Origin of the sequence: Lysobacter antibioticus (assembly GCF_001442535.1) — a bacterium.
Taxonomy (GTDB): Bacteria; Pseudomonadota; Gammaproteobacteria; order Xanthomonadales; family Xanthomonadaceae; genus Lysobacter; species Lysobacter antibioticus.
The window spans coordinates 1,912,871-1,924,626 of sequence record NZ_CP013141.1 but is presented as its reverse complement, the minus strand read 5'-3'; the positions used below and the strand labels follow the sequence as shown (position 1 = coordinate 1,924,626).

Annotated in this window: 9 protein-coding genes; 1 reads left to right on the top strand and 8 read right to left on the bottom strand. The window is 68.1% G+C overall.

Annotation, left to right across the window (positions count from 1 at the left end):
• Nucleotides 1-122: 122 nt before the first annotated feature.
• From dapB to hrcA, 6 genes are all read right to left on the bottom strand, one after another.
• Nucleotides 123-860, bottom strand: coding sequence for a 4-hydroxy-tetrahydrodipicolinate reductase (gene dapB, locus GLA29479_RS07790; protein WP_082638391.1), 738 nt, complete (start codon nucleotides 858-860; stop codon nucleotides 123-125).
• A 136-nt stretch (nucleotides 861-996) separates the two neighbouring features.
• Complete coding sequence (locus tag GLA29479_RS07785; RefSeq protein ID WP_169795625.1) at nucleotides 997-2,931, bottom strand: DUF3857 domain-containing transglutaminase family protein; 1,935 nt, start codon at nucleotides 2,929-2,931, stop codon at nucleotides 997-999.
• 451 nt (nucleotides 2,932-3,382) lie between these two features.
• On the bottom strand, nucleotides 3,383-4,519 hold the full coding sequence (dnaJ, locus tag GLA29479_RS07780; RefSeq protein WP_057971257.1) for a molecular chaperone DnaJ: 1,137 nt from the start codon (nucleotides 4,517-4,519) through the stop codon (nucleotides 3,383-3,385).
• 127 nt (nucleotides 4,520-4,646) lie between these two features.
• A complete protein-coding gene (dnaK, locus tag GLA29479_RS07775; protein WP_057971256.1) occupies nucleotides 4,647-6,563 on the bottom strand; it encodes a molecular chaperone DnaK in 1,917 nt (638 codons plus the stop codon).
• A 228-nt stretch (nucleotides 6,564-6,791) separates the two neighbouring features.
• Nucleotides 6,792-7,307 carry a nucleotide exchange factor GrpE gene (gene grpE, locus GLA29479_RS07770; protein WP_057971255.1) on the bottom strand — a complete coding sequence of 172 codons (516 nt, stop codon included), beginning with the start codon at nucleotides 7,305-7,307 and terminating at the stop codon, nucleotides 6,792-6,794.
• 414 nt (nucleotides 7,308-7,721) lie between these two features.
• On the bottom strand, nucleotides 7,722-8,774 hold the full coding sequence (gene hrcA / locus GLA29479_RS07765) for a heat-inducible transcriptional repressor HrcA (RefSeq protein ID WP_057971254.1): 1,053 nt from the start codon (nucleotides 8,772-8,774) through the stop codon (nucleotides 7,722-7,724).
• A gap of 238 nt (nucleotides 8,775-9,012) precedes the next feature.
• Between hrcA and recN the strand changes: the two genes are divergently transcribed.
• Entirely contained in the window at nucleotides 9,013-10,695 is a 1,683-nt protein-coding gene (recN, locus tag GLA29479_RS07760; protein ID WP_057971253.1) for a DNA repair protein RecN, read from the top strand.
• Nucleotides 10,696-10,820: 125 nt separating this feature from the next.
• On the opposite strand, the gene GLA29479_RS07755 is transcribed toward recN, so the two are convergent.
• Both GLA29479_RS07755 and fur read right to left on the bottom strand, forming a co-directional pair.
• A complete protein-coding gene (locus GLA29479_RS07755) occupies nucleotides 10,821-11,333 on the bottom strand; it encodes a DUF2199 domain-containing protein (RefSeq protein ID WP_144436403.1) in 513 nt (170 codons plus the stop codon).
• Between the two features lie 8 nt (nucleotides 11,334-11,341).
• The gene (fur, locus tag GLA29479_RS07750; protein ID WP_031372717.1) at nucleotides 11,342-11,743 is read right to left on the bottom strand and encodes a ferric iron uptake transcriptional regulator; all 402 of its coding nucleotides are present in this window, start codon (nucleotides 11,741-11,743) and stop codon (nucleotides 11,342-11,344) included.
• Between the last annotated feature and the right edge of the window lie 13 nt (nucleotides 11,744-11,756).

The following is an 11,756-nucleotide window of genomic DNA, read 5'->3' as shown; positions in this document are numbered from 1 at the left end:
TGAACGAAGCCTGGGCCCCCTGCTCCGCCGGCCCCGGCAGGCCGGTCCGAGACGGGCGCGACGGCCCGTTGAGGCGGTCGCACCGCCCAGGCCCGGGCTGCCGACGGCGGCTTTCGGGTCGATCACAGATTCGGAAACATCAGCTCGGCCAGCCCATAGCGCCCCGGCGCCTGGTGGGCGACGCGCAGCGCGGCTTCGAGCGCGCCGCGGGCGAAGATGTCGCGATTCGTGGCGCGGTGGATCAGCTCCAGGCGCTCGCCGGCGGCGGCGAACTGGACGGTGTGCTCGCCGACGATGTCGCCGGCGCGCAGGCTGGCGTAGTGCGGCTCTTCGCCGCGGCCGATCGCCGCGGCCGCGCCGAGGTGCAAGGCGGTACCGGAAGGCGCATCGAGCTTGCGGGTGTGATGGGCCTCGACCACGTCGCAGTCCCAACCCGGCAGGGCCGCGGCGGCGCGACGCACCAGTTCGGTCAACACCGCCACGCCGAGGCTGTAGTTCGCCGCCCAGACCACGGCGATGCCGTTGGCGGCGTCGTTGATCGCGGCGTTCTGCGCCGAACTGAGCCCGGTGGTGCCCGAGACCAACGCCTTGCCGCGCGCGGCGCACAAGGCCAGCACCGGGTCGAAGCCCTGCGGCAGGCTGAAATCGATGGCGACGTCGAACTCCGGCGCGCCCGACAGCTCGCCGACGGCGAAATGCGGCACCCCATCGATGACCCGCTGCGGCGGCTGCGAACGCGAGTACGCCGCGACCACGCTCAAGTCCGCGCGCTCGGCGGTCAGACGCAACAAGGCCTGGCCCATTCGCCCGGAGGCGCCGTGGATCAGGAGACGGACGGGGGATTTGGTGTGTTCGCTCATGCGCGCAGGCTAGCGGCTGCGCGCCCCCGGCGACAAGCTAAACCGTTCGATCAAACCGCCTGGCGGAGCTCGTCGCGGCATTCCCGCCGCGACGACTCCTTTGCCTGTCCGGCCGCATTCGGGCCGGCGACCAGGGTTATTGGTAAACCACCTGGGCCTTCAGGTTCGGCAACACCTTCTTCGTGAACGCATCGTAGGCCTGGTTGTATTCGCTGCTGCACACCGGCCCCACCGTTGCGTCCTCGATCACGCGGCTGGCCTCCAGCACATTGCCCTTGAGGGTATAAGTCGCGACATAACGCGAACCGCCCGACTCCAGGCTGAGATTCGGAGGGACCGCAATGACCTTCATCGTGGCCGGAAACTCGATGCGGTAGATCTCCTCCGAACGCCCACCGGTGCAGGTGCTCTCGGCCTCATCGCGGGCTTCCTCGGTGCCGCTGCCGACCAGCGACGCGACGGGCATCGGATTGAAGAAGACCGGGCCGAGGGGGAACGCGCCCGGCACCGGCAATGCCTGTTTGACGTCGAAGGTCGCGCTGTAACGATGCGCGTTGCGCAGCGGCTTGGGGTCGTCCTGGGTGAACCCCCCCTCGGCGCTGAGGCCGCCGCGCTCGAACACCTTCTTGACCAGCTCCTTGGCGTCCTCGGCGCTGAGGTCCTTCAAGCCGGCCCGGGTCACGATCGCGGGCACGCCGGCCAGTTCGACCTCCACCTTGCCCTTCATCGAACCGTCTTCGAGCACGCTGATCTGGGTGCTGACGCGCTGGCGATTGCCCAGGGCCTTGAAGCCGGGCGTCCTGGCCGCCAGCTCGGGCCGATCGATGCGCAACACCGGCTTGCCGGCGATCGAGATCGGCAATTCGCCGAACGGGATGCCCTTGGCCGTGGCGTCGATGTACAGGTCCAGGCCCGGCAGATAGTTCAGGACGTGGTTGACGCTGGACGCGACCGGCACGCTCGGCAGCTTGTAGACATTGCCGGCGTTGATCAGCGCCTGGGTCGCTTCGATCCCCTTGGCCGCCAACAGCGCCTGCAATAAGGTCGCATGGTCCTTGCAGTCGCCGATGCGGTTGTCGATCACGAATTCCTGATCGCGCGGCACCACCGCGCCCAGGCCGATGCAGTTACCGGCATAGCTGATGTTGGTCGACACCCACTCGTACAAGGCCTGAGCGACGTCGCGCTGCGAGCTCTTGCCGGCGGCGATCTCGTCGGCGAGCTTGCGCACACGCGGCGTCGGCACCGCCTTGGGCAGCGCGCGTTCGCCGTAGGCCTTGGCGATGTCGCCGTAAGTGCGGAACGTCGAATAAGCGTAGCCGGTGGACTGCTCGATATCGTAGATCGTGCGGTTCTTGTCCTTGCTTTCGACCGGGTCGAGATTCTGGAAAGACCATTCGACGATCTGGCGATCGCCGACGGTCTCGTCGCGCACCTGCTTGAGCGCGCCGAAGCTGCGCTTCTGGGTCCACATGCCGGCGGGCGCGTCGATCTTGATGCGCATATCGCCCTGGTAGTGATCGCTGTTGAAGCCGGTGATGTCGGAGAAATGGCCTTCGAACATCGGCTTCTTGCCGGTCAGCTTGTAGCTCAGCACGACCGTATCGCCGACCGCCAGGTCCGGATACACCAGGCTGGTGGTGGCGATATCCGAGAACGCCGGGCCGCCGCCCTCGCGGCCGTCGTTGGTCTCGACCTGAAAGTTCGACTTCGGCACATCGATCCGGCGGCCATCGGCCTTGCGCGTATAGGCCTCGAGGATGTCCAGCGTCTGGATGCTGGCGCTGTAGCTGACCGACTCGTGCTTGACGTATTCGAGCGCGGCCTCCTGCAGCACTTTGATCGCCGACTCGCGTTGTTCGATATAGGCGCCGTCCGGCTGGACCGTATAGGTCAGGTGCAGGCGCTCGTTGCGCAGCGGCTCTTCCTTGGCCGATTTGGCGCTGGCGGCCTTCGCGGCCCCGGCCGGCGCCTTGGCCTGTCCGGCGGACGGCGCGGTCTGGGCCGTCGCGACGCTGGCGCCCAGCACGAAACAGATCGCGGCCGACAGCCGCAGCGTAATCATTCGCATCCTTTCTACCCCTGATTCCCTATGAGTGGCGGTTGCCCGCGGCATCCCGCCGCGCCGATCAGCACGGCAACGTTCTACCACATCGACCGGCGTTTTGTTGCGCGGCGTGGCGCGACCGATTGCGGAGGATCGCGTGGTCGAAGCGGCCTGGTCTTTTCTGCCTGGAATATGGCGCGTTGGCTGCGCGTGGGCAGAGGGAAGCGACGACGCGAGGGAAGCCCCGCGGTCGCGGCTTGCGCCGCTCCTACCCGGAAAGCGGCGAGTGCAAAGAGTAGGAGCGGCGCAAGCCGCGACCGCGAACCACGAGACCCGGCGCATCGCCAAGCGGGCGCCGAAACGACAGCGGCCGCGGCGCGTTTCGCGCGAGCGACCGCCCGCGACGAACAGCGAACGACGCCCATGAAAAAGGGGCCGAAGCCCCTCTTTCATGTGGATTCGAAACTAAGCCCGTTCAGGACGTCATGCGGTCCCAGAATCCTTTGACCCCGTCCAGAAAGGTGGAGGACCGTGGCGAGTGCTTTCGCGCCCCCTCACCCACGAACGTAGCCTCGAACTTCTCCAGCAGCTCGCGCTGCTCGGGGGTCAGGTTGACCGGCGTCTCGACCACGGCGCGACAGTACAGATCGCCCGGCTTGCGGCTGCGCACCGACTTGACGCCCTTGTCGCGCAGACGGAACAGCTTGCCGCTCTGGGTTTCGCCCGGAATGCGCAGTTCCACTTCGCCGCCGAGCGTCGGCACCCGGATGGTGTCGCCGAGCGCGGCCTGCGAGATCCGGATCGGCACCTCGCAATGCAGGTCGTCGCCGTCGCGCTGGAAGATCTCGTGCTCGCGCACGCGCACTTCCACGTACAGATCGCCCGGCGGCGAACCGGTCGGGCCGGCCTCGCCTTCGCCGGTCAGGCGGATGCGATCGCCGTTGTCGACGCCGGCCGGGATCTTCACCGACAAAGTCTTGGTGCGTTCGACCCGGCCCTGGCCGTGGCAGTCGGCGCAGGGATTGGCGATGCTCTGGCCGCGGCCGTTGCAATGCGGGCAGGTCTGCTGCATCGAGAAAATGCCGCGCTGGAAACGCACCTGGCCGCGGCCGCCGCAGGTCGTGCAGCTCTCGACCTTGCCGTCGGCCGAACCGCTGCCTTCGCAGGTGTCGCAGGCGTCCAGGGTCGGTATTTCGATCTGCTTCTCGATGCCGCCGACCGCCTCTTCCAGCGACAGCTCCATCACGTAGCCGATGTCGGCGCCGCGACGCGGCGCGCGCGCACCGCCGCCTCCTCCGCCGCCACCGAAGATGTTGCCGAAGATGTCGCCGAAGATATCGCCCATGTCGGCGTAGCCGGGGCCGCCGCCACCGCCGCCCATGCCGTGCTCGAACGCGGCGTGGCCGTGCTGGTCGTAGGCGCGGCGCTTGTTGGCGTCGGCCAGGACCTCGTAGGCCTCCTTGCATTCCTTGAACGCAGCCTCGGCGGCCGCGTCGCCCGGGTTACGGTCCGGATGGTGTTTCATCGCGCAGCGGCGATAGGCCTTCTTGAGGTCGTCGTCGCCGGCGTTGCGCGCAACGCCCAGCACTTCGTAATAGTCGCGTTTGCTCATAAGGCCGGGATTCGTGATTCGAGAGTCGGGATTCGTTACAGCGAGGACTTACCAGGTCGGAAAGGACATCGGGAACCGGCAGAGCCTGGCTCTTCCGATTCCCGATTCCTGATTCCCGATTCCCGGCTTACTTCTTGTCGTCGTCCTTCACTTCGGTGAATTCCGCGTCGACCACGTCCTCGGACTTGGCCGAGCCGGTTTCAGCGGCGCCGCCGGCGTCCGGCTGCGCGGCCTGGGCCGCGGCGAACAGCGACTGCGCGGCTTCTTCCAGCGCCTTCGACTTGGCCTCGATCTGGCCCTTGTCGTCGCCCTTCATCGCCGTTTCGAGGTCGGCGATGGCCGCCTCGGCGCGGCCGATCTGGTCGCCCGGCAACTTCTCGCCGTGCTCCTTGATCGTGCTGCGGGCCATGTGGATCAGGCCGTCGGCGTGGTTGCGCGCCTGCACCAGCTCGTGGAACTTCTGGTCTTCCTCGCGGTTGGCTTCGGCGTCGGCGACCATCTTGGCGATCTCTTCCTCGGACAGACCCGAGCCGGCCTTGATCTCGACCTTCTGCTCTTTGTTGGTCTTCTTGTCCTTGGCGCTGACGTGCAGGATGCCGTTGGCGTCGATGTCGAACGACACCTCAACCTGCGGCATGCCGCGCGGCGAGGGTTCGATGCCGGACAGGTCGAAGCGGGCCAGCGACTTGTTGAAGCGGGCCTGTTCGCGCTCGCCCTGCAGCACGTGCACGGTCACCGCGGACTGGTTGTCCTCGGCGGTCGAGAAGGTCTGCGAGGCCTTGGTCGGCACCGTGGTGTTCTTCTCGATGATCTTGGTGAACACGCCGCCCAGGGTCTCGATGCCCAGCGACAGCGGGGTCACGTCGAGCAGCAGCACGTCCTTGACGTCGCCGGCGAGCACGCCGCCCTGGATCGCGGCGCCGACGGCCACGGCTTCGTCCGGGTTGACGTCCTTGCGCGGTTCCTTGCCGAAGAACTCGGCCACCGCCTGGCTGACCTTGGGCATGCGGGTCTGACCGCCGACCAGGATCACTTCGGCCACGTCGCTGGCACGCAGGCCGGCGTCGTTGAGGGCGATGCGGCAGGGCTCGATGGTCTTCTTGACCAGGTCCTCGACCAGCGACTCCAGCTTGGCGCGGGTCAACTTGATGTTGAGGTGCTTCGGGCCCGAGGCGTCGGCGGTGACGTACGGCAGGTTGACTTCGGTCTGCTGCGAGGACGACAGCTCGATCTTGGCGCGCTCGGCCGCGTCCTTCAGGCGCTGCAGGGCCAGCGGGTCCTTGCGCAGGTCGATGCCCTGGTCCTTCTGGAACTCTTCGACCAAGTAGTCGATGACGCGCTTGTCGAAGTCTTCGCCGCCGAGGAAGGTGTCGCCGTTGGTCGACAGCACTTCGACCTGCATCTCGCCGTCGACCGAGGCGATCTCGATGATCGACACGTCGAAGGTGCCGCCGCCGAGGTCGTAGACCGCGATCTTGCGATCGCCGCCCTTCTTGTCCATGCCGTAGGCCAACGCCGCCGCGGTCGGCTCGTTGATGATGCGCTTGACTTCCAGGCCGGCGATCTTGCCGGCGTCCTTGGTCGCCTGGCGCTGGCTGTCGTTGAAGTAGGCCGGAACGGTGATGACCGCTTCGGTGACCGGCTCGCCCAGGTAGGCTTCGGCGGTCTTCTTCATCTTGCCCAGCACTTCGGCCGAGATCTGCTGCGGCGCCATCTTCTTGTCGTCGAGGGTCGCGACCCAGGCATCGCCGTTGTCGTGCGGGACGATCGCGTACGGCACCAGGCCGAGATCCTTCTGGACTTCAGCGTCGGTCATCTTGCGGCCGATCAGGCGCTTGACCGCATAGAAGGTGTTCTTGGGATTGGTGACCGCCTGGCGCTTGGCCGAGGCGCCGACCAGGACTTCGCCGTCCTTGGTGAACGCGACGATCGACGGCGTGGTGCGGTCGCCCTCGGAATTCTCGATGACCTTGGCCTTGCCGCCTTCCATCACTGCGACGCAGGAATTGGTGGTGCCCAGGTCGATGCCGATGATCTTGCCCATACGTAGTGCTCCCTCTCGAATGCTTGAATAGTTGGGGCGGTCCGCGCTGTGCGCCGTGCCGCCGATGTTCGTTATTTGGGGCTAGGTGCCGGGCAGTTCAAGCGCCCGTGCCCCGCCCTCATGACGTCCGTCCCGGCCCTTCCCGGAACGTCCGTTCGCGGCTCGCGCCGCACCCCGCTTCGGTTTCGCGACCGCGGCGAGCCGCAGCCGGGACCGCCCCGGGGTCGTTCAGGCGTCCTGGGCGACCACCACCAGCGCCGGGCGCAGCAGACGCTCGTTGAGCAGCCAGCCCTTCTGGTAGACCTGGACCACATGGTTCGGCGCGACGCCCGGCGCCGGCACCATGCTCATGGCCTGGTGATGCTCCGGGTTGAACGGCTGGCCGGCCGGGTCGACCGCGACCAGGCCGTTGTCGCCGGCCACCTTGAGCAGCTGGCGCAGGGTCAGTTCCATGCCCTGGCGCAACGCGCTGGCGTCGTCGCCGGCCACGGCCAGGCCGGCCTCGAGGCTGTCGATCACCGGCAGCAGGTCGCCGAGCAGGCGCTCGTTGGCGAACTTGCGCGCCATCTCGACGTCGCGCGACACGCGCTTGCGCTGGTTGTCGAGTTCGGCGCGTTCGCGCAGCGTGTCCTCGCGCAGCTTGCTGAGCTCGGCGCGCAGCGCCTCGACTTCGGACACCTCGGTGCCCGGGACCTCGTCCTGGGCCGCTGGGTTGAGTTCGGAATAAGGATCGTGTTGGTTCATGCTAGGTCCTGGCGGTTTTTCCGCGACAGGCCAGCTATGGGGCCGCGATGGTGCGGTTCAAGTGCCCGGATCTGCATCGATCGCCCGGCATCGGCGTCGAGCGGCGGGTTTCGGGAGGCGATTGCGCACCCCGGCGCCCCTGCTTCAGGGGTAGGAGCGGCGCAAGCCGCGACCAACCGAAGCGATCGACCCCGGCTCGGCCCGAAGCCGATGGCCTACAAGAGATCCGCCCCACCCGAAAGATGGCGGTCGCGGCTCGCGCCGCTCCTACCCCGGGGCTTTGGACGGGCTGGATAGATGGGGACGGCTGGACCGGCTTCGAAGGCGGGACCGCCCCTCGTTTCAGTCCACTTCGGTGGGTCGCGGCTCGCGCCGCTCCTACCCCGGGCGTCCGGGACGGGTCACCGCCCTCGCCTAGTCCCCTTCGGTGACCGCGAACGCATCCCCCAGCGCATCCGCGGCCGCCTGCACCACCGGGATCACCCGGTCGTAGGCCATGCGGGTCGGGCCGATCACCCCCAGCACGCCGAGCACGCGGCCGCCGGCGGTGTACGGCGCGGTCACCAGCGACACGCCCTCCAGCGGCGCCAGGCCGGTCTCCTCGCCGATGAAGATGCGCACCCCCGGGGCGCGCACGGTGCGTTCGAGCAACTGCAGGATCTCGCGCTTGCGGGCGAAGGCCTCGAACAGCTCGCGCAGCCGGTCCAGGTCGGCCAGCTCCTGCACGCCCATCAGCCGGGTCTGCCCGGCCAGGACCATGTCGTCGTTGTCGGGCATGAGCACCTGCTCGGCCAGCTCGACCGACTGCGCCAGCAGGGTCTGCATCTCCGACTGGGCGTTGCGCAGCTCCAGCAGCAGGGTCGCGCGGATCTCGGCCACCGGGCGCCCGGCGAAGTGTGCGTTGAGGTAGTTGCCCACCCGTTCGAGCTCGCCGGCGTCGTAGGGGCGGCGGGTCTGGATGATGCGGTTCTGCACGTCCTGGTCGGCGAATACCAGGATCGCCAGCACCCGCTGGGCGTCGAGCGGCACGAAATCGATGCGCCGGAACGCGAACTGCTCGCGCTTGGGCACGCTGACCACGCCGACGAAGTGGGTCATCGCCGACAACAGCTCCGAAGCACTGCCGAGCAAGGCCTGGGTGCCCGAGCCCGACGGCAGCTCGCTGCGCAAGCGCGCGACCTCGCCTTCCGGCAACGGCCGCACCTGCAGCAGCGAGTCGACGAACAAGCGGTAGCCCTGCACGGTCGGGATGCGCCCGGCCGAGGCGTGCGGCGCGCTGAGCAGACCGACGTCTTCCAGGTCGGCCAGGATGTTGCGGATCGTCGCCGCGCTGACGTCGAGGCCGGCGTGCTTGGCCAGGGTCTGCGATCCGACCGGTTCGCCGCTGTGGATGTAACGGCCGATCAGAGTGCGCAGCAGTTGCCGCGCGCGCGGGTCGAGGCTCGGATCGGGCGGTCGGCGATTCATGCTGTGGATATAGGCGCGGACGCCCGCCGGCGCAAGCGCCTTGCCCGGATTCGCCGATGGCGGTCCGCATCCGTCGCCCGGCTATGCGCGCTGCGTCGGCATCGGTAAGAATCCTCGTGCACACTGCCGGCGGCGCGCGCATCCGCTCGTCTCACCCTGTGATCCGCATCCGCCCTACCCTCCGGCCCGCTTGCCGCCCATTCCCAGTCCCGCACCGCCAAGGCACAATCGCCGCCGCATGCTCGCTCACCTCTCGCTCAAGCAATTCGCCGTCGTCAGCGCCGCCGAACTCAGCTTCGGTCCCGGCCTCACCGTGATCTCCGGCGAAACCGGTGCCGGTAAGTCGCTGCTGGTCGACGCCCTCGGTCTGCTGTCCGGCCTGCGCGCCGACAGCGGCGTGGTCCGCCATGGCGCCGACCGCGCCGAACTGGTCGCCGACTTCACCCTCGACGATGCCCCGCTGGCCGCGGCCTGGCTGCGCGACAACGAACTCGACGAAACCGGCGACGGCGAGGCGGCGATCTGCCAGATCCGCCGGGTGATCCGCGCCGATGGCGGTTCGCGCGCCTGGATCAACGGCCGCCCGGTCACCCTGAGCCAGCTCGGCGAGCTCGCCGGGCGCCTGGTCGAGATCCACGGCCAGCACGAACAGCAGGCGCTGATGTCGCGCGCCAGCCAGCTCGGCCTGCTCGACGCCTACGGCCGCCACGACGCGCCGTTGGCCGTGGTCGAAGCCTCCGCGCAGCAGTGGAGCGCGCTGCTGCGCGAACGCGACACGCTGTCGGCGCAGGGCGACGTCTCCGACCGCATCGCCTGGCTCGAACATCAACACGCCGAACTCGAGCGCGAAGTGCTCGAAGCCGAGGCCTTGGCCAAGCTGCTCAGCGACCATCGCCGCCATGCTCATGCCGCCGGCCTCATCGCCGCCTGCGAATCGGCCTTCGCCCGCCTCGGCGGCGACGAAGGCCCGTCGCTGACCCGGCTGGTGCAACAAGTGCGCGGCGAGCTGCAACGCGTCGCCGAGCACGAGCCGCGCTTGAACGATGTCGACGCCATGCTCGACAACGCCGCGATCCAGATCGACGAAGCGCTGACCCTGCTCGACCGGGTCCGCGACGACCTCGACCTCGACCCTTCAGCCTTCGAGCAGATCGAGAACAAGATCGGCCGCCTGCACGAGCTGGCGCGCAAGCACCGGGTCGCACCCGAGCAATTACCCGCCACCCGCGACGGCATGGCCGGCGAGCTCGAACTGCTGCGCAGCGCCGGCGATCGCCTGCAAGTGCTCGACGGCGAAATCCACAGCGCGCGCGCGCAGTGGCGCCGCGCCGCCGACACCCTCGGCGAGGCGCGCCGCAAGGCCGCCAAGAATTTGTCCGAAACCACCAGCGCACTGATCGGCGAACTCGGCATGGGCGGCGGACGTTTCGACGTCGCCCTGGAACCGCTCGACGAGGACCGCCCCGACCCGCAAGGCGGCGAACGCGTCGAATTCCTGGTCGCGGCCAACCCCGGCCAGCCGGCCCGGCCGCTGCGCAAGGTCGCCTCGGGCGGCGAACTCTCGCGCATCTCGCTGGCGATCGAAGTCGCGGCCTTCGGCCTGGACGCGGTCGCGACCATGGTCTTCGACGAAGTCGATTCCGGCATCGGCGGCGCCGTGGCCGAGATCGTCGGGCAGAAGTTGCGCGCGCTCGGCGCCAGCCGCCAGGTGCTGTGCGTGACCCACCTGGCCCAGGTCGCGGCCCAGGGCCACGCCCACTACCGGGTCAGCAAGGCCGCCAGCGAAGGCGTGACCCAGAGCGCGGTGCAGGTGCTCGGCGCCAAGCAGCGCGAAGAAGAACTCGCGCGCATGCTCGGCGGCATCGAACTCAATAAAGAAGTGCGTGCCGCGGCCAAGCGGCTGCTGGCCGACGTGGTCTGAGGTCGGGACTCGGGACTCGGGACTCGGGATTCGGGATTCGGGATTCGGGATTCGGAGCCGGCATCAAGCTCGCCTCGGAGCGGCTTCGGCCTGGATCGATCGAGCAAGCTCGATCGATAGCCGCCTCAATCGAGGTCCGGCAGCCCGGTGAAGAACGCCGCCCGGTGCGGGGTGATGCCCTGGCGCTGTTCGTCTTCGAGCGGATGGCCGCTGTCGAGCAGGCGAAAGGTCGGGCGGGTGTCGTCGTGCAACTGCACCCGCAGCTCCAGGCCGAGGGTGCTGAACTCGTAGACGCGCGGGATGTGGTTGGCCAGGGTGCCGGCGAACTCGGGCACGCGGTCGTTGCCGGGCTCGTCCCACATCATCCGCGCCAGGCGCCAATCGTGTTCGGCCAGTTCGACCCAGGCGCCGATGCAGTAGTCGCCGCCGCCTTCGACCGGCAACGGAATCACCCCGCGCACGAACAGCTGGCCGCCGCCGATCGCGCAGAAATTCGCGTCGCAGAAGGTGTCCGGCGCGCAACGCGCGGCGTTGTCGAGGGCGTGATAAGCGTCCGGAAAGGTGAAGGAGTACTCCATGTCCGACAGCGCGACGAGTTCGCCGCAGCACGAGCACGGCAACATCGTCTCGCCGGACATGGCGGCCTTCACTTCTTCTTGCGCACGTACAGGACCAGCGAGTGCTCTTCGATCTCGTAACCGTGCTTGGCCGCGATCTTGCGCTGCAGCTCTTCGATCTCCGAGCTTTCGAACTCGATGATCTTGCCGCTGTCGATGTCGACCATGTGGTCGTGGTGATGGCCGCGGTCGAGCTCGTACACCGACTGGCCGGCCTCGAAGTTGTGCTTGAGCACCAGCCCCGCCGACTCGAACTGGGTCAGCACGCGGTAGACCGTGGCCAGGCCGATGTCCTCGCCCTTTTCCAGCAACATCCGGTAGATGTCCTCGGCGGTCATGTGGCGCGGCTTGGATTGCTCCAGCAGCTCCAGGATCCGCAGACGCGGATGGGTGACCTTGAGTCCGACGTTGCGCAGGTCCTGCGATTCCATGAGTGTTCCCTTC

Excerpts from the sequence above, each read along its gene's own strand:
- dnaJ (WP_057971257.1), bottom strand. The coding sequence starts at position 4,519 with ATGAGCAAACGCGACTATTACGAAGTGCTGGGCGTTGCGCGCAACGCC.
- dnaK (WP_057971256.1), bottom strand. The coding sequence starts at position 6,563 with ATGGGCAAGATCATCGGCATCGACCTGGGCACCACCAATTCCTGCGTC.
- GLA29479_RS07785 (WP_169795625.1), bottom strand. The coding sequence starts at position 2,931 with ATGCGAATGATTACGCTGCGGCTGTCGGCCGCGATCTGTTTCGTGCTG.
- fur (WP_031372717.1), bottom strand. The coding sequence starts at position 11,743 with ATGGAATCGCAGGACCTGCGCAACGTCGGACTCAAGGTCACCCATCCG.
- grpE (WP_057971255.1), bottom strand. The coding sequence starts at position 7,307 with ATGAACCAACACGATCCTTATTCCGAACTCAACCCAGCGGCCCAGGAC.
- recN (WP_057971253.1), top strand. The coding sequence starts at position 9,013 with ATGCTCGCTCACCTCTCGCTCAAGCAATTCGCCGTCGTCAGCGCCGCC.
- GLA29479_RS07755 (WP_144436403.1), bottom strand. The coding sequence starts at position 11,333 with ATGTCCGGCGAGACGATGTTGCCGTGCTCGTGCTGCGGCGAACTCGTC.
- hrcA (WP_057971254.1), bottom strand. The coding sequence starts at position 8,774 with ATGAATCGCCGACCGCCCGATCCGAGCCTCGACCCGCGCGCGCGGCAA.
- dapB (WP_082638391.1), bottom strand. The coding sequence starts at position 860 with ATGAGCGAACACACCAAATCCCCCGTCCGTCTCCTGATCCACGGCGCC.